The organism is Nocardia sp. CNS-044 (genome assembly GCF_059570515.1).
The window spans coordinates 934381-956757 of record NZ_JCANSX010000005.1 but is presented as its reverse complement, the minus strand read 5'-3'; the positions used below and the strand labels follow the sequence as shown (position 1 = coordinate 956757).

The window sequence follows — 22377 nt, the reverse complement described above, 5'->3', positions numbered from 1 at the left end:
CGTGGATCTGGGCCGCGGAGGCGCCGGATGGGACTTCGAGACAGGGCCTAACTCGAGGGCGGGCCGACCATTGCCTCCGGGCGGCTGCGGCGCGGGCCGAGGCCCTGGATCACCAAGGCGTACAACACGATTACGACGACCGGCGCGACCGCGGGAGCCCAGGCCAGACGTAGCGGCAGGAGCGCCGCGCCTACCGCGCAGGCGGCGAAACCTACCGCGCCGACGACCGAGGGCAGCGTGGTGGGCACGACGCCGATCGGCGCGGTCACGGTCGCGGCGTTCAGCAGGTAGGTGGTGGCCACCAAACCCGTTGCGGCCGCGGCGAGCACGCCGGTGTCCGCCCAGGCGAGCGCGCCGATCGCGACGAGCACGGCGGCGACCGCGGCGGGACGGAACCACCAGCCCGCCGCCGTCAGGATCAGCGCGGGCAGGGCCGCGAGCGGCGACATCAGCAGAACCGACGTGACGAGCAGGACGCCGGCGAGGACGGCGAGGAATCTGGTCATCGGCGCACCCGCACTGTCCTGCGGTGCTCGGGCAGCAGGCGCATGATCTGGTCGAGCCTGGCGTCCTGCGCCCACGGCACGATGTCGACGCCGACGGTGCCCATGTCGCGGTACATGGAGGCGCGTTCCAGCTGCCACATGCGCGCGAGCGTCTGGTCGAGTCCGTCCCGAAACGGCGTGCCGCGCAGCACGTCCACCACCACGACGACGTGCCCGCGCTTGCGCAGATCGATCAGCGCCAGCGCGAACTGGGTGTCGAGCAGCGTGGAGAACGCCACGACGATCGCGCCGAGCGGCACCGCGGCGTGCGGCGCCAAGGTGCCGGTGGTGGGGATGTGCTCGTCGCCCACGTCGAGCACGGTGTCGACGATCCGGTAGAACTGGCGCCGCCCGATGTCGGGCCGCAACCAGCGCGGGCCCTGGCCGAGGCAGACCACCGCGGTCCGGTCGCCCGCCTGCAATGTCGACTGCACGACCTGGGCCGCGCCGCGCACCGACAGCTCGAGCGAATCGGTCGCCGGGCCCGGCGCTTGCTGCGAGGTGTCGACGAGTACGACGACGTCGGCGGACCGGTTGGTCAGCCGCTCGGTGACGTAGAGGCGCCCGCGCCGCGCGCTGACCGGCCAGTTCACGATCCGCAGCTGATCGCCCGGAGCGTAGGCGCGGATGTCGGCGTATTCCACGCCGGGGCCGTGCCTGCGGGTCAGGTGGGTGCCGAGCCGTTCCGGAAGGTCGGTGCGCGGCAAGCGCATTCGCTGCGGATCGGTCACCGGGTAGACGAACAACTGTCCCGCGGGCAGCGTCGCCGTCGCGACGGCGAGCCCCGCCGGGCTGAGCGCGGACACCCGCACCGACACCGGGTAGCGACCCCAGCGCCCGGCCGAGAGCGCCAGCCGCAGCCCGGCGGGCGCCGCCCCGGAGTCGCTCGCCTCCTCGATCTCGACCCCGAGTCCCTGCACCGTCTGCGGCTTCAGGCGCAGCAGCGCGTGCCCCGCCTCCACGAAGGCGGCGACGGTGAGCACCACCTCCTCGGTCTCGAAGCAGCGCAGCGTGCCGCCACCGTCGACCTGGATCCTGGTCCGCGACTGCTGCCACGGCGCCGTCGCGAGCACGCCGAGCAGCGGCGCGGCGAAGACCACCAACTGCCACCGCGCGAAGACGACCGCGACCACCAGCGCCACCGCCGCGCAGCAGGCCAGCATGTACACCAACGGCGCTGGACGCCACCGCAATTCGGCCTCGACGGTGGCGCTGGCGTCGCGGTGCCTTGACCGGGTCATGTCACGGTGGCGCGCGGGACCGGCAGGCGGCGCAGCAGTTCGGCGATGACGTCCTCGCCGCGGATCCGGCGCACCCACATCTCCGGGCGCAGCGTGATCCGGTGCGCCATGGCCGGAATCGCCAGCGCCTTCACGTCTTCCGGGATGACATAGTCCCGGCCGAGTAGCAGCGCGCGGGCGCGCGACATCTGCACCAGATCCAGTTCGGCGCGCGGACTCGCGCCGACCTCGACCTGCGGGTGGCCGCGGGTCGCGCCCGCCAGTGCCACGACGTAACCCACCACGTCGGGATGCACCGTCACGTACTCGACCGACTGCCGCATCTCCAGCAGCCCATTGGCGTCCACCACCTGACTGATCTGCGGCGGTGTCGCGCCGCGCTCGAGGCGTCTGCGGATCATCTGGGTCTCGTCGTGCTCGGAGAGGTAGCCCAGTCGCAGCTGGATGGCGAAGCGGTCCAGCTGGGCCTCGGGCAGCGGGTAGGTGCCCTCGTATTCGATGGGGTTGTCGGTGGCGAGCACGATGAACGGCTGCGGCAGCGGGAAGGTCTCGCCGTCGATGCTGACCTGTCCCTCCGCCATCGCCTCCAGCAACGCGGCCTGGGTCTTCGGCGGGGTGCGGTTCACCTCGTCGGCCAGCAGCACGTTGGTGAAGACCGGGCCGCGCCGGAAGTTGAACCGGCCCGAGTTCATGTCGTAGATGGTGGAGCCGAGCAGGTCGGCGGGCAGCAGGTCGGGGGTGAACTGCACCCGGGTGAAGTCCAGGCCGAGCGCGGCGGCGAAGGATCTGGCGATCAGCGTCTTGCCGAGTCCCGGCAGGTCCTCGATGAGGACGTGCCCACCGGACAGCACGGCGATCATGATCAGCTGCAATTCGTCGCGCTTGCCCACGACGACGCGGCCCAGCTCCCGCAGCACCGCCTCGGTTCGCTGGACGGTCGCGTCCAGTGGCATCGTCATTTGTCTACTCGCACTCGCTCAACCCATTTCACATTCTCTGCAGGCGGCGCAGGATCTCGTCCAGCGCCGCCCGGCCCGGTGCGCGCGTCGTCTGATCGCGCAGTGCCGAGTTCGCCGGATCCACCCAGCGCCACAGTTCCGGTCCGAACTGCAGAATCCCGGCCGCTTCGGTCGCCCTGCGGTTCTTGGCTACCCGCATGCCCGTGGACAACTCGAATTCTTTGGCGAGCAACGGTCGCAGGTGCCGATCCCAGTCGGCCCGGCTGCCGTCGGCGCGCTCGGCCAGCATCTGGGCCCGCGCCTGCCAGCGGTTCAGCATTTCCAGCGGGCCGTTCTCGATGTCGTCGGCGCGGTCGTCGTCGTCGGAGTTTCCGCGCTCGCGCAACGTCAAAATCAACTGGAACAGCGCGAGGGCGACCGGGACGGCGGCGAGCAGCAGCATCGCACCGCGCGCCCTGCCGAACGCGACCAGCTCCAGCACCACCACCGCGACGATCGCGGCGGCCGCGATCCCGGCCCTGTTCATCCGGCCACCACCACCTCTCCTTGCAGGTCGGCGAGCACGATGCGCAGCAGCTGCTCGGCGCGCATGCGCTGCCACTCCAGCATCGAGTGCGGGCTGAACCTGGCCTCCTCGAAGAGCGCGACCAGCTCGCGGGCGGACGCGTCGTGCAGCGCGCCGCGCTCGAACGCGCGGGCCAGCACTTCCATCGGGGTGTCGGAGGCCAGCGGCGCGGCCGCGCGGTCGACGGCGAGGCCACGCTCCATGGCGACATAGCAGGCGATGATCGCCGTGCGCGGCTCCTGGCCCGGCGCGTTCATCGCGGCCAGACCCATTTCGGCGGCCCTGGCGAGCGAGTCGACGACGGTCGGCGGCGCGGGCGTCTCCGGCGGCGGCGCGGCGACCGGCTTGCGGCGGGCTGTCGCGGCCACCACCACCAGACCGACCAACGCGACACCGACCAGGACGCCCGCGCCCACGATCGTCAGAACCAAGCTGGTTCCGGTCAGGCTCTCGGCTCCGCCCGGCTGAGGCGGCGGCGTGGTCGGGAGATATTCGGGCGGCGCGCCCTCGCCGGTGGCGGGCGTCGGCTCGGACGGCTGCACTTCCCTGCCGACGCCGACGAAGAACACGGCGGAGGCCGCGGCCAAGACCAGCGCGAGCCCGGCCAGCGCCGCGAGCACCAGCAGACCGACACGGCCGAGTCGCCATTGGCGGCGCTCCTCCTCGCGATCGGGTTCGGGCATGGCGAGCGGCAGCCGGTGCTGACTGGCGATCACGCCCGCGAGCAGGATCACCACCGAGACCGTGAGCAGCACCGGCATCAGCGCCAAGGCGAGCGCGGAGGGACCGGAGCGACGATCGGCGGTCTCGACCGCGCCGGGAATGTGCCCGCGCAACGCGATGGCGGCAACGGCCAGCAGCGTGATCAGCACGATCACGCGCGATATCGCCGCTCGCGCCCTGACCACCAGCGTTTACCACCAAACCTGAGAACTGCTCGAATCAGCCACATAGTTACATGCCGAACGGTCCGCTCGGGAGGGAATCGAATACTTCGGATCATGTCCGTTTTAACTCGGGTCACCGACGAGTCGTCGCAGGTAGGGCGGGCAAAGTGCGGCTACCCAGCCGCGGCGTTCACCGCTTGTGAGATCTCACAGAGGCGGCTGGCGGTGCGCGAAATATCCGGAACGCCGACCACGCCGTCGACCAGCTCCGGAAGCGGCGCCGCGGCGCAGAGCGTGAGTTCTAGATTCGCGTCGTAGAGGACGTCGACAAGGTTCACCAGACGCATCGCCCAGTCCGGCGGAACCTCGCGCAACCGGGGGACGTTGTGGATCGTCCAGCGCCGGAAGCGCCGGGTCAGGTTTACGTAGTCGGCGGCCGAGGTGGGGGTGCCGCAAAGTGCGGTGAAGTCGAGGGTGATCGCGTCGCCGTCGACGGCGCGGGCTCGAAGTGCGCGGTCGCCGATGGGTACGGTGACGGCGTCGGCTGCAGGGGCGGTGCGGTCACCGACCGGAACCGAAATCGCGTCGGCCGTGCGGGCAGCGCAATGGTCGACCGAGACCGTGACCGCATCGGCGGCCGCGCCGCTTGCGGGCCCGCCGAGACTCTCTTCTTCGGTCTCGGTCGGCACGACCAGATAGCGGCCCGCCGCGAAACCACTTGTGGCGTCGCGCTTGCGCAGTGTGCGGTAGTCGGTGGGTCCGTCCACCGAGATCACGTCCAGGTGCTCGACGATGCGCGCGATGGTCGGCACGAACCGGTCGTGGAACAGCGGATTCGGCAGCAGCCGCTCGGGCGGGTAGTTCGAGGTGAGCACCAGCGCGATGCGGCGGGTGAAGAGGGCATCGAGCATGCGGGCGACGAGCATGGCGTCGCCGATGTCGTGCACGTGGAACTCGTCGAAGCAGACCAGCCGCGCGGCGCCGAGCAGACGCTCGATGGCGGTGTGGATCGAGCCGGTTTCGTGTGCGGTGCTGTGCAATTCGGCGAAGAACCAATGGAAGTGGTATCGCTTCGCGCGGTCGGCGTCGACGGTGGCGAGGAAGCGGTCCATCAGCATGGTCTTGCCGCGGCCGGGTCGACCGTGCAGGTAGACGCCGCGCGCACCCTTGACCGGGCGTCCACGCCGGTCCACCAGACGCGCCAGCCGCTCGGCCGCCGCGCGCTGATCTCGAGCGAGTTCGATCGTCATCCAGCCTCCTCACTCTACAGATGTAGAGTCCTCTACAGTTGTAGAGCACAGCCTGGCAGGCGACCAGAGAAGGTGATGATGTCCACAACCGACCGGCGCACTCTGATCGTCGACGCGGCCATCGAGCTCATCGCCCGGCGCGGCCTGCGCGGGCTGACACACCGCGCGCTGGACACAGAGCTGGAACTGCCGCCGGGGTCGTCCTCTTACTACTTCCGCACCAAACGCGCGCTGATCGAGGCGATCGCCGACCGGATATCCGCCCGTTCCCGAAGCGATTTCGTCTCGGCGAAGTTCGACGCGCCCGAGACGGCCGACCTTTCATCCATCGCACGCGGCATCGCGATCTGGTTGGACCGGCTGCTTCTCGAACGCCGCGACCACCTGATAGCCCGGCACGCACTGATCGTCGACCTCATCGGCGACCCGGAGCTGCACGCCCGGCTGGCCAACAGCCTCTTCTCGGTCGAACGTGCCCGAGAACTGTTCCGCGCCAACGACTTCCCCGACCCGGATACCGCCGCCGCCGACTTCGTCGCGGTCTTGGAGGGCGCGGTCTTCGACCGCTTCGGGGGCAACCGCAGCACTCTGCCCGCGGGCACCCCCGCCAGCGTCACCCAGCTGACCACTCTCCTGTCGGCCTACCTCCGCCGCTGAAGCCTCCTCGAAGGGGCCACTCGGTAGTTCTTCACGGCGAATGTCGAGCGGAGGTGCCTCGATTCGCGGCGTCGGTGATAGCAGTGGCGAAGGCTCGCGGATTCTCCAGTGGAATGAAGTGCCCAGCGTGCACGTGGCGGACCTGTAGCTCGGCGAAGTAATCGGGCAGCCGGTCGGCCCAACCGCTGGGGAACAACACGTCGTCGTCCGGCCAGAGCACCGTGGTGGGAACGGCAAGGCGCTCGTCGGGGGCGGGCGCCCGTTCGGCGGCGATGCGGGCGACTCCGCCCGTGCCGACCCGGTACCAAGCCAGCGATGCCGTGAACGCACCCGGCGGGGAGTACACCGAGACGAGGTGATCGAGATGATCGTCGGCGAGCGCGAAGCCAGGTCCGGACCAGTGCGACCAGAAGTGGCGCAGAAAGGCACGTACGGCCTCGGGCTTGCCATCGATGAGTTCGTCGGCGAGCCGGAGTTGGTTGAACGGCACGTACCAGAACTCTCGTTGCGCTTCGGCCGAGAGGATCCGTTCCCCGATGCCCGGCAGAGGCGGCGTCAGCACCAATTCCCGGATCAGATCCGGTCGTAAGCGCGCCACCGCGACCGCGATCCTGCTGCCGATATCGTGCCCGCCCAGCACCGGCCGGTCCAGCTGTAGTTCTTGGATCAGTCCGATGACGCTGCGTGCTTGCGCGTCGACGCTGTACTGGGTCGAAGGGTCCGCGAGATGCTTGTCGGACGCACCGAAGCCGCGGAGGTCCGGCACGACGACATCCAGCGTCGGCAACAGCGAAACCACGTCGCGGTATTCGGTCCTGTCGCTCGGCCACCCGTGCAGCAAGACGACCGGGGTCCCGGCCCCGGCTCGGTCGTAGGCCAACCGGAATCCGTCGATCGCGGACGTCCGCTCGACGCGCTGACCGGAGGGCCGAGAGACCGGCCAACCGCGCTGGGAGTAAGTCGCGCCGGTGAAGTAGGCGCGGATGCCTGCGGCCGGGTACTCGATGACATCCCCCGGCAACGCCGTCAAGGCGAACCAGGCCAGCTCGTAGCACTTGTCGGGCTCGCGGTTGACCGGTTCGCCGGACCAATTCACGGCCTCGAAGAAGAGCCCGAGACGGGCTTCGCGCCCGGAGCCGACGACGTGCGCGGTGTGGATGTGGCGGAGGTCGGCGGGATCGACGACCACGCCGATCTCCTCCAGCGCCTCGCGGGCCGCGCCGGCCGTGGCCGACTCGCCCGCTTCCAGCTTCCCCGCCGGTAGGTGCCAGCGCCCGTCGAATTCGTCGGCGCTGCGCCGCCTGCTCAACAGCACCTCGCCGCCGCGGACGAGCATGATGTGGACGTCGACAAGGTGCCGGTCGGTCATGAGACTCCTCCCGTCGCGGCGACGATGCCGCTCCAACCTACGCGCGGCGACCGCCGCTCGATACCGCGGCGGCACAACCGGACACCGCGTGCAGGACACCGACGCCGCGGCCCGCGGCAACCCAGACGAACGCCGGCGCGAGCGCCGACGACTGCCGCACCCGCACTCGCCCGAGCGCCGCGGCGAACGAGGCGCACCGGTAGCTCCGACCTGTTGACAGCGAACGCTGCCAGTCCGCAGACTTCGCGGGTGGTCTGGCATCGAAGAGCTGTGTCGGCCTCTTTCCGGAGTCCTCGATGCGGTCGGAGAAACTGCCTGTGAACAAAGATCCCTTGCTGCTGTTGCACGGCGTGACTATGTCGGCCGCCGCCTGGGACAGCATCGTTCCGCTGCTCGCCGACGAGTTCGATCTCATCGTGCCGACCGCTGCCGGGCACCGCGGCGGTCCGCGCATCGAGGGCGTGGCGACGATCGAGCATCTCGTCGACGTCACCGAACAACTGCTCGACGAACGCGGCATACGCACGGCGCACATCGCCGGAAACTCGCTGGGCGGGTGGATGGGCATCGAACTCGCCCGCCGTGGACGCGCCCGCTCGGTCTGCGCACTCTCCCCGGCGGGATTCTGGACAACCGGCGCCGCCGACGAAACCGCGCCCACCGGCAAGCTCCGCCGCACGAAACGACTCGCCGACGCCGTACACCGGATCGCCCCGCTGCCGCTGCGCTCGGCTGTCGTCCGCCGACTGATCTTCAATGATGTTGCCGTACACGGTGATCGCCTCACCGCGACCCAAGCGCTCGGCGCGGTACAGGATCTCGTCGACTGCTCCGCCGCCTACGACATTCTGAGCACCACCGAAAGCGTCACGCCCCTGGGCACGCTGCCATGCCCCATCACACTCGCCTGGTCGGCGAAGGACCGCATCTTCCCGCCCTCGGTGAACGGAGCGGTCGCACGGCGCCGAATTCCCGAAGCGCGGTATGTGGAACTTCCCGCCGTCGGGCACGTCCCGATGATCGATGACCCGGCCCTGTGCGCGGCGACCATCCGCACGGCTGCCGGGGTCACCGAACAGGAACGCGCCGACCACAGCTGATCGACGCGCACCGGGACCGGTATCTCGGCGGGCGACACCCGCGGGCACCTTCGGCGGAAATCAGTTGGCGCTCAATACCAGACCGGAGGTCGGCACGCCGGTCCCCGCGGTGACCAGCACGTTGCGCAGCGAGTCGACCTGGTTGACCGAGGTCCCGCGAATCTGGCGCACCGCTTCGGCGATGCCGTTCATGCCGTGGATGTACGCCTCGCCGAGCTGGCCGCCGTGCGTGTTGAGCGGAAGCCTGCCGCCGAGCTCGATCGCGCCGTCCTCGATGAACTCCTTGGCCTCGCCGCGACCGCAGAACCCGAGCTCCTCGAGCTGCATCAGCACGAACGGGGTGAAGTGGTCGTAGAGGATCGCGGCCTGCATGTCCTGCGGACCCAAACCGCTCTGCGCCCAGAGCTGTTCGCCGACGAGACCCATTTCCGGCAGGCCGGTCATGGCGTCGCGGTAGTAGCTGGTCATCACGTACTGGTCCGCGCCGGAACCCTGTGCGGCGCCGACGATCACCGCGGGCCGCTGCGGGAGGTCGCGGGCCCGCTCGACGCTGGTCACCACGAGGGCGACGCCGCCGTCGGACTCCTGGCAGCAGTCGAGCAGGTGCAGCGGCTCGGCGATCCAGCGTGAATTCTGGTGGTCCTCCAAGGTGATCGGCTTGCCGTAGAAGAAGGCGTCCGGGTTCACCGCGGCGTGCTTGCGGTCGGCGACGGCGATTCGGCCGAAGTCCTCGCTGGTCGCGCCGTAGACGTGCATGTAGCGTCGCGCCACCATGGCGACCTGCGCGGCTGGCGTGCCGAGCCCGTGCGGATAGGACCAGCCCGCGTCGATGCCCGAGGAGGTCGGCGCGGTGGCCAGCGCCGTGGAGAACTGGCCGAACCGCGACACCGAGCGCTCGTTGAACGCGCGGTAGGCGACAACCACGTCGGCGACGCCGGTGGCCACCGCCATGGCCGCCTGCTGCACGGTCGCGCAGGCCGCGCCGCCGCCGTAACCGATGTGGCTGAAGAACTTCAGCTGCGGTATCCCCGTCGCCCTGGCGACCGCGGCCTGGGTGTTGGTGTCCATGGTGAAGGTGGTCAGGCCGTCCACGTCGGCGGGCGTGAGGCCCGCGTCGGCCAGCGCGGCCGTCACCGCCTCGGCCGCCAAGCGCAGCTCGCTGCGGCCGGAGTCCTTGGAGAAGTCGGTGGCGCCGATGCCGACGATGGCGGCGCGGCCCGACAGTTTCTGCTCAGTCATTCGTACCCCGCAGCGCGATGACGACTTTCGCCGTGATGTGGTCGCCCAGGCTGTCGCGCCCGACGACGTCGATGTGGATGTCGTCGCCGTCGACCGCGCTCACCGTGCCGGTGAGGGTGAGCGTGTCGCCCGCGTACAGCGGCACGCCGAGGCGCAGCGCGATCGACTTCACGATGGCGCGCGGGCCAGCCCAGTCGGTGACGAAACGCTGCACCAGGCCGGTGTCGGTGAGGATGTTGACGAAGATGTCCTTCGACCCGCGCGCGACGGCCTTGTCCCTGTCGTGGTGCACGTCCTGGAAGTCGCGGGTGGCGAGGGCCGTGCTGATGACGAAGGTCGGGTCGGCGTGCACGGCCAACTCCGGCAGCGTCGTGCCGACCTGCACGGAGGTGGGCTCGGGTGCACCCGCCCGGCCACCACCCCTCACTGAATCGCTCCGCGATGCGGTTGTCATTTGTTCACCGTCCAATACGGCAGCACGGCCTCGTCGTCGAGCGTCTCGAACTCCACCCGCACCGGCAGGCCGACCTCGACCTCGGCCGGGTCGATGCCGCGCAGTTCACCGAGCATGCGCACGCCCTCCTCCAATTCGACCAGCGCGACCACGAACGGCAGTTGCCGCCCAGGCACTTTCGGCGCGTGATGCACGACGTAGCTGAACACCGTGCCGTGACCCGAGGCGACCAAGTAGTCGGTCGGCTCGGATTTGTCCTTCCACAGGGCGGGGATCGGCGGGTGCCGCAACGTGCCGTCCGGCAGCTTCTGGATCCGCAGTTCGCCGAGTTTCGTGCCCTCCCAGAAGAATTCGGTGTCCCACGAGACCAGCGGCTTGACCCGGTCCCCCGCCGGCTTCGCCGGGGCGGCGGCTGTGCCCGGCGCGAACTTCAGTATGCGGAACAGCATTTCGGTGACGAGCTCGTCACCCACCCGCCACGAAGTGCGGAAGGTGACGAACCAGCCGTCGCCGAGCCCGGTGCGCTTGGGTCCGGTGATGCTCTCCAGGCGACTGGTGACGCTCACCTGTTCCCCGGGCACCAGGTAGCGGTGGTATATCTGCTCGCAGTTGGTGCCGACCACCGAGGTGAAGCCCGCCTCGTCGAGCAGTTCGGTGGTGGCGCCCATCGGGTCGTCGGACGGGCGAACACCGTTGAGCCCGAACATGGTCCACACCTGCGCCATGGCGGGCGGTGCGACGACGCCGGGGTGGCCCGCGGCGCGGGCGGCGGCCTCGTCGACGTAGATCGGGTTGGTGTCGCCGATGGCCTCGACCCAGTTGTTGATCATCGGCTGGTTCACCGGGTCGCGCGCGAGGCGCGGCGCGCACTCGCCCGCCGCGATGATCTTCTCGGCGGCGGCGACGATCGCTTCCGGCGTTGACGTGTCCGGCACGACGCGGCTCCTTCTTTTATCGGGGTACTCGCGGCAGGTTCAATCCGGCGGTGGCGACGAGCTCGCGCATGATCTCGTTGACGCCGCCGCCGAAGGTCACCACGAGGTTCTGTTTGGTGCGCCGGTCCAGCCAGGTGAGCAGTTCGGCGGTGGCGGGCTCGGCCGGATCGCCGTGGCGGCCGACGAGCTCCTCGGCGAGACGGCCCGCTTCCTGGAGCGATTCGGTGGAGAACACCTTGGTGGCCGAGGCGTCGGCGATGACCTGCGACTGATCGCCGTCTACGGTCGCGGCGACCTGCCAGTTCAGCAGTTCGTTGAGCCGGACCATGGCGTGCATGCGCCCCAGTGAGCGCCGCACGTCGGGCTCGACGAGCAGCCCGCGCGGACTCGCCCAGTCGCGCACCCGGTCGTAGAGCTGTTCGATCTTGCCCGACGGCCCGAGGCTGACCCGCTCGTGATTGAGCTGGGTGGTGATCAGCCGCCAGCCCCGGTTCTCCTCGCCGACCAGCATGTCGGCGGGGACCCGGACGTTGTCGAAATAGGTGGCGTTGGTGTGGTGGGCGCCGTCGCAGGTGATGATCGGCGTCCACGAATAGCCGGGGTCCTTGGTGTCCACGATCAGGATCGTGATGCCGCGATGGCGCGATTCCACGGAACCGGTGCGGCAGGCCAGCCAGACGTAGTCGGCCTCGTGCGCGCCGGTGGTGAAGATCTTCTGCCCGTTGACGATCCAGTCGCCGGAGGCGTCGCGGACCGCGCTGGTGCGCAGCGAGGCCAGGTCGGTGCCCGCCTCCGGCTCGGAGTAGCCGATCGCGAAATGGATGTCGCCGGAGAGGATTCCGGGCAGGAACTTCTTCTTCTGCGCCTCGGTGCCGAAGGACTGCAAGGTCGGGCCGACGGTCAGCAGCGTCACCAGCGGCAGCGGCACATCGGCCCGCACCGCCTCGTTGAAGAAGATCTGCTGTTCGACGGGCCCGAAACCCTGCCCGCCGTATTCCTTCGGCCAGCCGACCCCGAGCCGGCCGTCACGGCCCATGCGCCGCACGACGGCGCGGTAGGCGTCGCCGTGCCGGTTCACCGCCATCTCGGCCTCCTCTTCGGGAGTGACGAGATCGGCGAAGTAGGCGCGGAGTTCGTCGCGCAGCGCGCGCTGCTCGGCGGTCAGATCGATGAACATCTTGCTCCTAGACGATCCAGGCGGAACGACGCGCCGCCGAGCCAGCGGGCGATGTCCTTGGCCTGGGAGTAGTAGCGGTGCATCGGATGGGTCACGTCGACGCCGAGGCCTCCGTGCAGGTGGTGACACTTCTGCATGGCGGCGGGCAGCTCGGAGGTCACGGTATAGGCGAGTACGTCGAGGTCGTCGTCGACGCGCTCGAGGTGCGCGGAATCGGCGTCGGACAGCGAGAGCGCCCAGTTCGCCGAGACCGCCGCGGCGTGCAGGGTGCGGGATACCACGTACAGATCGGCGATCTGCTGGGCCACCGCTTGGAATTCGGCGAGCGGCCTGCCGAACTGCTTGCGCACCCGCAGGTGCTCGGCCGTGAGCACGAGCGCGCCTTTCAGCAGTCCGTCGGCGACCGAGCCGATGCTCGCGACGGCCAGCCGGTGCAGCTGCGCCAGATCACCGGGAAGCAGCCGCTCGGCGGGGATCTCCACGTTGTCCAGCAGGACGCTGCCCTCGGGCAGACCGCCCGAGGTCGGTGACGGCGTGACGGTCAGGCCCGCGGCGTCGCCCTCGACGAGCGCGATGCCGGAATCGGTCGGGATCAGCAGCCAGCGCGCCTGCTCGGCGTAGGGCACCGCGACCTTGTGCCCGCTGACGCGCACGACGGCCCCCTCGGCGACCGCGGTCGTCTTCGGCGTCGCGGCGAAGGGCGCACCCGGCTCGCTGAGCGCCGCGGTGAGCACCGCGCCCTTGGCCAGCTCGGGACAGATGCTTTCCGCGAGCGCGTCGGGCAGGACGGGTAGCAGCGCTAGCAGGCCGATACCCAGTGTCGGCAGGGCGGGCACGGCGACCGCGTCGGTGGCCAGCTCGGTGAGCAGCACCGAGATCTCCGGCAGGCCCATGCCGTCGCCGCCGAACTGCTCCGGTAGCGCGACCGAGAGCAGACCCGAATCGACGAGCGCCGGCCACAGCTCCATATCCCGCGCGGATTCGCGCTCCAGCAAACTCACTACTACTTCGGCGACGGCGTCTTGGCGCTCGTCCCTGGTGAAGTCCACGCTGTTCTCCCAGTTATAGCTTCGTATCGCGCAGCGATTGGCCGGGCGACGGGTGGGCTCAGCTGTCCGCGTCGCGCGGCAGCCCGAGAATCCGCTCACCCGCCACGGTGAGCAGGATCTGCTCGGTGCCGCCCGCGATGGAAAGACAGCGCGTGAGCAGGAATTCGGTCACCTCGTCCGACTCCTGCGCACCGTTCGGTCCCGCCGCCTCGACGGCGAACTCCGCGACCGCCTGGCGGTGCCGCACACCGACCAGCTTGCGCACGCTGCTCTGCGCGCCGGAGTCGGCGCCCGCCAGCATCGCGACCGCGGCCCGCTGTTCGAGCAGCAGTCCGGCGATGGCCTCGGCGACGAAGCCGCCGAGCCGGTCGTTGCGCAGCTCCGCGCCGGGACCGGTGGCGGGCAGCTTGGCGATCAGCTCCTCCAGCACCGGCCCGATTCCGTTGCCGCCCATGGCGACTCGCTCGGTGGACAGCGTGGAGCGGGCGATCTTCCAGCCGTTGTTCAGCGCGCCCACCAGGCAGTCGTCGGGGACGAAGACGTCGTCGAGGAACACCTCGCTGAACCGCGCCTCGCCGGTGATCTGCACCAACGGGCGGATCTCCACACCCTTGCCGCGCATGTCGACGAGGAAGTAGGAGATGCCGCGGTGCTTGGGCGCGTCGGCATCGGTGCGCGCCAGGCAGATGCCCCAGTTCGCCTTGTCGCCCAACGAAGTCCAGACCTTCTGGCCGTTCAGCACCCAACCGCCCTCGACCCGTTTGGCGGTGGTGCGCAGCGCGGCGAGATCGGAACCCGCGCCGGGCTCGCTGAACAGCTGGCACCACACCACCTCGCCGCGCAGGGTCGGCCAGGCGAACCGGTCGATCTGCTCGGGGGTGCCGTGCTGCAACAGGGTCGGGATCGCCCACCCGCCGATGGCCAGGTCGGGTGCGGTCACGCCCGCGCGGCGCAACTCCTCGGAGATCACCAGTCCGGTCATGGGGTCGGCGCCGCGGCCGTAAGGCGCCGGCCAGTGCGGCATGGCCAGGCCCGCGTCCACCAGCGCGTCGCGCTGCCGGTCCGCGGGCAGCGCGGCGATCGCGGCCACCTCGGCGGCCAAGTCGTTGGGGGCAGCGCCGTCCACGTCGACGCCCTCGGCGGCGAAGACCCGGTCCGCGCCGGTGGTCCGGCGCATTCCGTCGCGGGTCAGTTCGGTGACCCTGGCCCGCCAGCGCGCCGAGCCGCCGAGCAGCTGGCGCAGCGCCGTCGCCCTGCGCAGGTAGAAGTGGGCGTCGTGTTCCCAGGTGAAGCCGATGCCGCCGAGCACCTGGATGCAGTCCTTGGCGGTCTCCACCGCGGCGTCCAGCGAGATGGCCGCGGCGATGGCGGCCGCGATCGGCAGCTCGGCGCCGCCCTCGTCGACGGCGGCGGCGGCGTCCAGCGCGACCGAGCGGATCAGCTCGGTGCGGCACAGCATCCACGCGCAGATGTGCTTCACCGCCTGGAACGAACCGATCTTGCGGCCGAATTGCTCACGCACCTTCGCGTATTCGACCGCGGTCTCCAGACACCAGCCCGCGAGACCGGCGATCTCGGCGGCCACGAGCGCGACGAGCACGTCTTCGACGCGGTGCGCGGCGGTGAACACCCGCTCGGCGGGCACCGCGACATCGGCGCAGTGCACGCGGGCCAGCGGGGTGCTCGGGTCGGCCGAGGTCAGCTCCTCGACGCGCAGACCGGCGGCGTCCGGCGGCACCAGGCACCAGCGCGGTCCGTCCGGGCTGGTCACGGGAAGTAGCACGGCGGTGCCGGAAGCGGCCCCGAGCACGAGGTCCCAGACACCGGTGAGCAACACGTCCCCGTCGGCGGCGGGTACGCTCACACCCGTCTCGGACGAAACATCCGGACCGACAACGACGTCGAGCGCGACACCGCACGGGAGGTCATCGGCAAGAGCGCCCGCGGTGACCAGGTTGGCGAGGGCGGTGCTGAGCACCGGGCCGCCCACCAGGTCGTGCGCCGCCTGCTCCAGCAGGACGGCGAGATCGGCGACCGACCCGCCGTCGCCACCCGCGTCCTCGGCCACCGCGACACGGAAGATCCCGAGTTCGGCCAGCGCGGGCCAGTACGCGTGCCAGAAGCCGACCGGCTCGGCTCGCATTGTTGCAATCGGCCGGACCGATCCCGCCCAGCCCCGCATCGACTCCTGAACGGCTTTATGCTCGTCAGTGGTGGCGATGGTCACACTCCAACCCGCCTTTCCGGCGTGACTCCCACACCTAGAACATGTTCTAATATCATGGCCGGGCGGAAGTCAAGAGACGGCCAGTCCGCATCGGTGAGCACCGCGCGCCAGGCCGCCGTACGACGTTCGAGGAAAGGACCCTTTTCGATGGCCAGCCCCTCCCGATCGCAGCCCGCCGACACGAGCGCTGCCCGCCCAGCGACCGTGACGACGCTCAGCGAGGACGATCTGAGCTCGGCCGCGCAGCGCGAGCGGCGTAAGCGCATCCTGGACGCGACGCTGGCGCTCGCCTCCAAGGGCGGATACGACGCGGTGCAGATGCGCGCCGTCGCGGAGCGCGCGGATGTGGCCGTCGGCACTCTCTACCGGTACTTCCCATCCAAGGTGCACCTGCTCGTCTCGGCGCTGGCCAGGGAATTCGAGCAGATCGAGGGCAAACGCAAGCCGCTTGCCGGTACGACGCCGCGCGAACGCATGCACCTGCTGCTCACTCAGATCACCAGGATGATGCAGCGCGACCCGCTGCTCACCGAGGCCATGACCCGCGCGTTCATGTTCGCCGACGCCTCGGCGGCCGCCGAGGTGGACCGAGTCGGCAAGGTGATGGACCGAGTTTTCGCCCGCGCCATGAACGACGGAGAACCGACCGAACGGCAACTCGCGATTGCGCGCGTCATCAGTGACGTGTGGCTTTCCAATCTGGTGGCGTGGCTCACTCGACGGGCTTCCGCGACGGATGTCACAGATCGTCTCGAACTGACCGTGGATCTCCTCCTCGGAGATCAAGCGGCGAAATAGCCGGAGGCGATTACCGCCCCAACTGAAACGGATCGGCGAGCCCGGTCGACGGGCACACCGCCCGCGACCGGGCTACCGTGGTGTTATGCCGCGCTTGCCACTGCACGCGGAGCAGACCGCGAACCGCCATGTCCGACAAAGCGACTCGCATCCGGCTCGCCCGCCGGAGCGAATCGGTACTGGCGTGCCGATTCTCGCGATCGCCGCGCGACCCGACTTCGCTCGCGTCCGCGGAAAGTTACTTGCTGGTTACCTGTGCGTTAACTGGGCAAATCCCGATAACCGGGTTGCAATCGTGCGCACGCATACCGGCGCGCTGCGGTGCGATGAATTCAACACAGTATTGTTTTGCCCGCCCCTGAAACAACTCCTCCGATCACTAGGTTGGATGCGTGAGCGCACAGGATCTGCCACAAGAACTTCGACGAGCTTTGTCGACGGTCGCGCGCGAGCCGAGACTCTTGGTCGCGTCGGACTACGACGGGACTTTGGCCCCGATCGTCTCCGACCCGGCTAAGGCGTATCCGCACCGAGAATCGGTGAGCGCGCTACGCGCCCTCGCCGGTCTCACCGGAACTACGGCGGCCGTCATCTCCGGCCGCGCGCTGCGCGATCTCGCGGCACTCTCCCGGCTTCCGGTCGAGGTGCAACTGATCGGTAGCCACGGCTCGGAGTTCGACGTCGGTTTCGTGCACGCGATCGACAACGACGCCAAGCAGCTACTGCAAGAAGTACAGACCGCGCTGACGCAGATCGCCGCGGGCAATCCCGGCGTCGCCGTCGAGATCAAGCCGGCGAGCGTCGCACTGCACGTCCGTAACGCCAGCCCCGAGATCGGGCGACGGGCGCTGACCTCGGTGCGCCAGGGGCCCGCCTGCTGGGTCGGCGTTCAGGTCACCGAGGGCAAGGCCGTCATCGAGCTCGCCGTCGTCCCCACCGACAAGGGCACCGCGCTGGACACCATCCGTCACCAGGAGGGCGCGACGGCGGCGGTGTTCTTCGGCGACGACGTCACCGACGAGAAGGCCTTCCGCGTCCTCTCCGGCCCGGATGTCGGCATCAAGGTCGGCGAGGGCGACAGCCTGGCCAAGTATCGCGTGGGCACCACCGAGGAGGTCTCCTGCGCGCTGGCCTTCCTGCTGGAGGAACGACGCACCTGGCTGGCGGGCGCGAGCGCGCCGCGCATCGAGCGACTGACCATGCTGGCCAGCCCGCGCTCGGTGGCGCTGCTCACCCCCGACGCCACGGTCACCTGGTTCTGCCACCCGGAGCCGGACTCGGCCGCGGTGTTCGCGCACCTGCTCGGCGGGCCGCAGGCGGGCCACTTCACGATCGCGCCGGAGCGGCCGGGGCTGCCGCTCTCGCAGCGCTACGTGGACGGCACCATGACCGTCGAAACCCGTTGGGCCAGCTTGCAGGTCGTCGATTACCTGCCGCACGACGTGGCGCCCAACCGCACCGATCTGACCCGGGTGATCACCGGTGTGGCCAAGGCGGTCGTCACCTTCGCGCCGCGACCGGAGTTCGGCCAGGTGCCGGTCACCCTCGAGTCGGAGCCGTCCGGTCTGCGGGTGCTCGGCACGAACGACCCGATGGTGCTGCGCTCCCCCGGCGTCCACTGGACGATCGAGAGCGACGGCACGCACGATGTCGCACGCGCCGTGGTGGATCCGTCGAGTGGCCCGATCGTGCTGGAACTGCGCTGCGGCACACAGGATCTCGCGCCCGCCATGACCGGCGAGCCGGAGCGCCGCAGGGAGGCGCAGCGGTACTGGTCGGAGTGGTCGAGCGCGCTGGAGCTGCCGCCGCTGAAGCCCGACCTGATGAAGCGCTCGGCGCTCACCCTGCGCGGACTGGTGCACGCGCCGTCCGGCTCGATCCTCGCCGCGGCGACCACCTCGCTGCCCGAGGACATCGGCGGCGTGCGCAACTGGGACTACCGCTACTGCTGGCTGCGCGACGCCGCGCTCACCGCGCAGGCGCTGGTCAACCTCGGTTCGCTCACCGAGGCGGACGAGTTCCTCGGCTGGGTGCACCGCGTGCTCGAGACCCTGCCCGGACCGGAGCGCCTGCACCCGCTGTACACCATCTACGGCGAGACGCTGCCGCCCGAGGCCGTCATCGACCAGCTGCCCGGCTACGCCGGATCGCGGCCGGTGCGCGTCGGCAACGCGGCGAACATGCAGGTGCAGCTGGACGTCTTCGGCCCGATCGTCGACCTGATCGCGACCCTCGCGCACGCACGCGAGCGCAAGGGCATCACCGATCCGGCCCGTGCGCTGCCGGACGCCGACTGGCAGCTCGTGCACGCCATGGTCTCCGCGGTGCAGCGGCGCTGGACCGAGCCGGACCACGGCATCTGGGAGATCCGCGGCAACCCGCGTCACCACGTGTACTCGAAGGTGATGGGTTGGCTGACGGTCGACCGGGCGCTGACGCTGGCGCAGAAGTTCGACCGTGAGATCGACCCGGAATGGCTCGAACTGCGCGAGACCATCGCCGAGGAGGTCAAGACCAAGGGCTGGAACGACGAGGTCCAGTCGTTCACCGCGGCCTACGACGGCACCGACCTGGACGCGGCCACCCTGCACATCGGCCTGAGCGGGCTGATCGACCCCTCCGACCCGCGCTTCGCCGCGACGGTGGTGGCCACCGAGGCCGAGCTGCGCAGCGGTTCGACCGTGTACCGGTACCACCACGACGACGGCCTGCCCGGCGGCGAGGGCGGGTTCCACCTGTGCGCGGCCTGGCTGGTCGAGGCGTACCTGTTGATCGGCAAGCGTTCGGACGCCGAGGCGCTGTTCGCCCAGCTGGTGGACGTGGCCGGTCCGACGGGGCTGCTCAGCGAGGAGTACGACCCGGTGGCCGAGCGGTCGCTGGGCAACCACCCGCAGGCCTACAGCCACCTCGGTCTGCTGCGGTGCGCGCAGCTGCTCGCGCAGCCGGTGGAAGTGCTCGTCTGAGCGGTCGCTGACCGGCCTTAGAGGCCCGCGGACCGAGCGGTTCGCGGGCCTTCGCGTGTCCGGGCCGGATTCGGCAGCGGTGTGGCGGTGGCCGGGCGGTGGTCGGGTTGCGGGTTGCTGATAAAGTAAAACGGTAACGGTTTCCATTATGATTTGGAGCACTCACCCTGCTCTATCCGCATTGCCAGGAGTTTCCCCGCGTGAGTAGTCGTATAGCCCTGAAGTTCGTCGGCGCCGCCGTGGGGATGGCGACCCTTCTCGCGCTGACCGCGTGCGGCAGCTCCGACACCTCGGACAAGCCCGAGGTGGTCGCCTCCACCAACGTGTGGGGCAATATCGCCGCCGCCGTCGCCGGGCCGGACGCGACCGTGACCTCGATCATCACCGATCCGGCCGCCGACCCGCACTCGCACGAGACCTCCGCGGTGGAATCGGCGAAGATCAGCGACGCCGATCTGGTCGTCTACAACGGTGGCGGCTACGACGAGTTCATCGAGAAGGCCGTCTCCGGCAGGGACAAGCGCACGATCGACGCCTTCGAGTCCCGGACCGACAAGGCCGACGAGAACGAGCACGTCTGGTACGACGTGAGCACCGTCGGCGCGGTCGCCGAACAGATCGCCGCCGCGCTCGGCGAGATCGATTCGGCGCACGCCGCGGACTACACCGCCCGCGCCGCGACCTTCAAGACGCAGCTGGCCGGAATCACCGCGGCCACCGGCACGATCGCCGCCGCGCACCCGAAAGCGCCTGTGCTGCAGACCGAACCGCTCGCGCACTACCTGCTGCGCGCCGCTGGCGCGGAAGATCGCACTCCGCACGAGTTCCAGGAAGCGATCGAGCAGGAGACCGATCCCGCGCCCGCGGCCGTCGCCCAGACCCGGGATCTGCTGACCGGAAAGCAGGTTCGCGCACTCGTCTACAACGTGCAGACACAGGACAAGATCACCCGAGACCTGCGCGGCCTCGCCGAAACCAACGGCGTCGCCGTCGTCGAGGTGACCGAAACCCTGCCCGAGGGAATGGATTACGTCCAGTGGCAGACCCAGAACACCGAAGCGCTGGCCAAGGCGCTGGGCTGATCGAAGAGCAGTTGGTCGAGATGGTCATGAGCGAGAGAGTTCCGCTTACCGAACAGGTGCGGCGACATGCGGACACCGACGGCGCGGCCGCCATTCGGCTCGACGACGCCCGGCTCTCGTTCGGCGACCGCACCCTCTGGCAGGGCCTCGATCTCGACGTGGCGCCCGGCGAGTTCATCGCCGTGCTCGGGCCCAACGGCTCCGGCAAGACCTCGCTGTTGAAGGTGCTGCTCGGCCAGCTCACGCTGGGTTCCGGGCGGGCGTTCGTCGCCGGTTCGCCCGCGCGGGCGGGCAATCCGGATATCGGCTATGTGCCGCAACAGAAGACGATCGACGCGGGCGTGCAGCTGCGCGGTGTCGACCTGGTCGGTCTCGGCGTGGACGGGCACCGGTGGGGCCTCGGGCTGCGCGGGCGGGCCGAACGCAACCGGAAGGTGGCCGCCGCCATCGCGGCCGTCGGCGCGGAGAAGTTCGCGCACGCGCCGCTGGAATCCATGTCCGGCGGCGAACAGCAGCGGCTGCGGGTGGCCCAGGCGCTGGTCGGCGATCCGAAAGTGCTGCTCTGCGACGAACCGCTGCTCAGCCTGGACCTGGCCAACCAGCGGCTGGTCGCCGAGCTCATCGACCGGCGCAGGCGCGGCCACGACACCGCGGTGCTCTTCGTGACCCACGAGATCAATCCGATTCTGCCGCTGGTGGATCGGGTGCTGTACCTGGTGGACGGCAAGTTCCGGATCGGCACGCCCGACGAGGTGATGACCTCCGAGGTGCTTTCCGAGCTGTACCAGACCGAGGTCGACGTGCTGCGCGTGCGCGGGCGACTGGTGGTGGTCGGCACCGGTGACACCATGGACGCGCTCGGCGCGGCGGGGGCGCAGCACTGCCACGCCGAGCCGGACACGAGCGGGGTCCGCGCGTGAACGACAAGCTCGCCGATGTGTTCTCCAAGATGTTCGACCTGTCCACCACGGTCGACCTGCTCTCCTACGACTTCGTGCAGCAGGCGGTGCTCGCCGCCGCCCTGCTCGGCCTGCTCGCCGGGGCGATCGGGCCGCTGATCATCAGCAGGCAGATGTCGTTCGCGGTGCACGGCACGAGCGAACTCTCGTTGACCGGCGCGGCCGCGGCGCTGCTCGCCGGAATCGGTGTCGGGCTCGGGGCGATCATCGGGTCGGTGGTGGCCGCCGTGCTCTTCGGCGTGCTCGGAACCCGTGCGCGGGAGCGTGATTCCGTGATCGCGGTGGTGCTCTCGTTCGGTCTCGGGCTCTCCGTGCTCTTCCTCTGGCTCGGGCCGGAGCGCGCTGGTTCGAAGTTCTCGCTGCTGACCGGTCAGGTGGTCAGCGTCGGCTACAGCGGACTCGCGCTGCTCATCACCTGCACCGTGCTTGTGCTCGCCGTGCTCGCGGTGATCTACCGGCCGCTGCTGTTCGCCAGCTCGGACCCGGAGGTCGCGGTCGCGCGCGGTGTTCCGGTGCGCGCCCTCGCGGTGGTCTTCGCCGTGCTGCTCGGCATCACGGCGGCGTTCGGCGTCCAGATCGTCGGCGCGTTGCTCGTCCTCGCCCTGCTCATCACCCCCGCCGCCGCGGCCGCCCAGCTCACCGCCAATCCGGCCCGCGCGACGGTGTTGGCGATCGTCTTCGCGGAACTCGCCGCGGTGGGCGGCATCCTGCTGTCGCTGGCTCCGGGCGTTCCGGTGTCGACGTTCGTCACGGCGATCTCGTTCGTGATCTACGTGGTATGCCGGGTCATCGGCAACCGCCGCCGCCAACTCGCGCGCGTGCGCTGAGTGGATTCGCGGGAGTCCTCGCGGACGTAATCGGTCCGACGAGCCGGTCAACCGCGAGCCCGACAAACATCCCCGCCTACTCCACCCGCGCCAC

At 69.8% G+C, this 22377-nt stretch carries 20 protein-coding genes; 7 read left to right on the top strand and 13 right to left on the bottom strand.

What is annotated here, in order from left to right; translation table 11 throughout:
- Positions 1–47: 47 nt before the first annotated feature.
- The 6 genes from T333_RS05350 to zapE all read right to left on the bottom strand — a co-directional run bounded on the left by T333_RS05350 (position 48) and on the right by zapE (position 5447).
- Positions 48–506 carry a hypothetical protein gene (locus T333_RS05350; RefSeq protein WP_357246493.1) on the bottom strand — a complete coding sequence of 153 codons (459 nt, stop codon included), beginning with the start codon at positions 504–506 and terminating at the stop codon, positions 48–50.
- Positions 503–1786 (bottom strand): DUF58 domain-containing protein, encoded by a 1284-nt coding sequence (locus tag T333_RS05345; RefSeq protein WP_496423805.1) that lies wholly within the window; start codon positions 1784–1786, stop codon positions 503–505. Before T333_RS05345 ends, T333_RS05350 begins: the two co-directional genes overlap by 4 nt.
- The gene (locus tag T333_RS05340; RefSeq protein WP_355000427.1) at positions 1783–2745 is read right to left on the bottom strand and encodes an AAA family ATPase; all 963 of its coding nucleotides are present in this window, start codon (positions 2743–2745) and stop codon (positions 1783–1785) included. The genes T333_RS05345 and T333_RS05340 overlap by 4 nt, the downstream gene beginning before the upstream one ends.
- A 28-nt stretch (positions 2746–2773) precedes the next feature.
- Positions 2774–3271: a DUF7261 family protein gene (locus T333_RS05335; RefSeq protein WP_496423804.1), complete on the bottom strand. Its 498-nt coding sequence runs from the start codon at positions 3269–3271 to the stop codon at positions 2774–2776.
- Positions 3268–4218, bottom strand: a complete 951-nt coding sequence (locus T333_RS05330; RefSeq protein WP_357246503.1) for a DUF4129 domain-containing protein — start codon at positions 4216–4218, stop codon at positions 3268–3270. Before T333_RS05330 ends, T333_RS05335 begins: the two co-directional genes overlap by 4 nt.
- Positions 4219–4370: 152 nt before the next feature.
- Complete coding sequence (gene zapE / locus T333_RS05325; RefSeq protein ID WP_496423803.1) at positions 4371–5447, bottom strand: cell division protein ZapE; 1077 nt, start codon at positions 5445–5447, stop codon at positions 4371–4373.
- 78 nt (positions 5448–5525) lie between these two features.
- Here zapE and T333_RS05320 point away from each other — a divergent pair, with 78 nt between their 5' ends.
- On the top strand, positions 5526–6104 hold the full coding sequence (locus tag T333_RS05320) for a TetR/AcrR family transcriptional regulator (RefSeq protein WP_357246509.1): 579 nt from the start codon (positions 5526–5528) through the stop codon (positions 6102–6104).
- A 31-nt stretch (positions 6105–6135) separates the two neighbouring features.
- On the opposite strand, the gene T333_RS05315 is transcribed toward T333_RS05320, so the two are convergent.
- Entirely contained in the window at positions 6136–7473 is a 1338-nt protein-coding gene (locus T333_RS05315) for an alpha/beta fold hydrolase (protein WP_496423802.1), read from the bottom strand.
- Between the two features lie 317 nt (positions 7474–7790).
- On the opposite strand from T333_RS05315, the gene T333_RS05310 reads away from it, so the two are divergent.
- Positions 7791–8573, top strand: a complete 783-nt coding sequence (locus T333_RS05310; protein WP_496423801.1) for an alpha/beta fold hydrolase — start codon at positions 7791–7793, stop codon at positions 8571–8573.
- A gap of 60 nt (positions 8574–8633) precedes the next feature.
- On the opposite strand, the gene T333_RS05305 is transcribed toward T333_RS05310, so the two are convergent.
- The 6 genes from T333_RS05305 to T333_RS05280 are packed head-to-tail and all read right to left on the bottom strand — an operon-like array spanning position 8634 to position 15654.
- Positions 8634–9812: a lipid-transfer protein gene (locus tag T333_RS05305; protein WP_496423800.1), complete on the bottom strand. Its 1179-nt coding sequence runs from the start codon at positions 9810–9812 to the stop codon at positions 8634–8636.
- A complete protein-coding gene (locus T333_RS05300) occupies positions 9805–10239 on the bottom strand; it encodes a MaoC family dehydratase (RefSeq protein WP_496423799.1) in 435 nt (144 codons plus the stop codon). Before T333_RS05300 ends, T333_RS05305 begins: the two co-directional genes overlap by 8 nt.
- Before the next feature lie 23 nt (positions 10240–10262).
- Entirely contained in the window at positions 10263–11201 is a 939-nt protein-coding gene (locus T333_RS05295) for a bifunctional MaoC family dehydratase N-terminal/OB-fold nucleic acid binding domain-containing protein (RefSeq protein WP_496423798.1), read from the bottom strand.
- Positions 11202–11217: 16 nt separating this feature from the next.
- Positions 11218–12378, bottom strand: a complete 1161-nt coding sequence (locus T333_RS05290) for an acyl-CoA dehydrogenase family protein (protein WP_496423797.1) — start codon at positions 12376–12378, stop codon at positions 11218–11220.
- On the bottom strand, positions 12363–13427 hold the full coding sequence (locus T333_RS05285) for an acyl-CoA dehydrogenase family protein (RefSeq protein WP_355000437.1): 1065 nt from the start codon (positions 13425–13427) through the stop codon (positions 12363–12365). The genes T333_RS05290 and T333_RS05285 overlap by 16 nt, the downstream gene beginning before the upstream one ends.
- Before the next feature lie 58 nt (positions 13428–13485).
- Complete coding sequence (locus T333_RS05280; RefSeq protein WP_496423796.1) at positions 13486–15654, bottom strand: acyl-CoA dehydrogenase family protein; 2169 nt, start codon at positions 15652–15654, stop codon at positions 13486–13488.
- 147 nt (positions 15655–15801) lie between these two features.
- Between T333_RS05280 and kstR the strand changes: the two genes are divergently transcribed.
- The 5 genes from kstR (at position 15802) to T333_RS05255 (ending at position 22283) form a co-directional block, all read left to right on the top strand.
- Positions 15802–16452 (top strand): cholesterol catabolism transcriptional regulator KstR, encoded by a 651-nt coding sequence (gene kstR / locus T333_RS05275; RefSeq protein ID WP_067790127.1) that lies wholly within the window; start codon positions 15802–15804, stop codon positions 16450–16452.
- A gap of 392 nt (positions 16453–16844) precedes the next feature.
- Positions 16845–19415: a trehalose-phosphatase gene (gene otsB / locus T333_RS05270; RefSeq protein ID WP_355000439.1), complete on the top strand. Its 2571-nt coding sequence runs from the start codon at positions 16845–16847 to the stop codon at positions 19413–19415.
- A 245-nt stretch (positions 19416–19660) separates the two neighbouring features.
- Entirely contained in the window at positions 19661–20497 is an 837-nt protein-coding gene (locus T333_RS05265; protein WP_496424148.1) for a metal ABC transporter solute-binding protein, Zn/Mn family, read from the top strand.
- 26 nt (positions 20498–20523) lie between these two features.
- Positions 20524–21417 carry a metal ABC transporter ATP-binding protein gene (locus T333_RS05260; RefSeq protein ID WP_496423795.1) on the top strand — a complete coding sequence of 298 codons (894 nt, stop codon included), beginning with the start codon at positions 20524–20526 and terminating at the stop codon, positions 21415–21417.
- The gene (locus T333_RS05255) at positions 21414–22283 is read left to right on the top strand and encodes a metal ABC transporter permease (protein WP_355000441.1); all 870 of its coding nucleotides are present in this window, start codon (positions 21414–21416) and stop codon (positions 22281–22283) included. Before T333_RS05260 ends, T333_RS05255 begins: the two co-directional genes overlap by 4 nt.
- Positions 22284–22377 lie beyond the last annotated feature (94 nt).

What these genes read in the sequence shown, in the direction of transcription:
- T333_RS05350 (WP_357246493.1), bottom strand. Translation starts at nt 506, where the DNA reads ATGACCAGATTCCTCGCCGTCCTCGCCGGCGTCCTGCTCGTCACGTCG.
- T333_RS05345 (WP_496423805.1), bottom strand. Translation starts at nt 1,786, where the DNA reads ATGACCCGGTCAAGGCACCGCGACGCCAGCGCCACCGTCGAGGCCGAA.
- T333_RS05340 (WP_355000427.1), bottom strand. Translation starts at nt 2,745, where the DNA reads ATGACGATGCCACTGGACGCGACCGTCCAGCGAACCGAGGCGGTGCTG.
- T333_RS05335 (WP_496423804.1), bottom strand. Translation starts at nt 3,271, where the DNA reads ATGAACAGGGCCGGGATCGCGGCCGCCGCGATCGTCGCGGTGGTGGTG.
- zapE (WP_496423803.1), bottom strand. Translation starts at nt 5,447, where the DNA reads ATGACGATCGAACTCGCTCGAGATCAGCGCGCGGCGGCCGAGCGGCTG.
- T333_RS05320 (WP_357246509.1), top strand. Translation starts at nt 5,526, where the DNA reads ATGTCCACAACCGACCGGCGCACTCTGATCGTCGACGCGGCCATCGAG.
- T333_RS05315 (WP_496423802.1), bottom strand. Translation starts at nt 7,473, where the DNA reads ATGACCGACCGGCACCTTGTCGACGTCCACATCATGCTCGTCCGCGGC.
- T333_RS05305 (WP_496423800.1), bottom strand. Translation starts at nt 9,812, where the DNA reads ATGACTGAGCAGAAACTGTCGGGCCGCGCCGCCATCGTCGGCATCGGC.
- T333_RS05290 (WP_496423797.1), bottom strand. Translation starts at nt 12,378, where the DNA reads ATGTTCATCGATCTGACCGCCGAGCAGCGCGCGCTGCGCGACGAACTC.
- kstR (WP_067790127.1), top strand. Translation starts at nt 15,802, where the DNA reads ATGGCCAGCCCCTCCCGATCGCAGCCCGCCGACACGAGCGCTGCCCGC.
- T333_RS05265 (WP_496424148.1), top strand. Translation starts at nt 19,661, where the DNA reads ATGGCGACCCTTCTCGCGCTGACCGCGTGCGGCAGCTCCGACACCTCG.
- T333_RS05260 (WP_496423795.1), top strand. Translation starts at nt 20,524, where the DNA reads ATGAGCGAGAGAGTTCCGCTTACCGAACAGGTGCGGCGACATGCGGAC.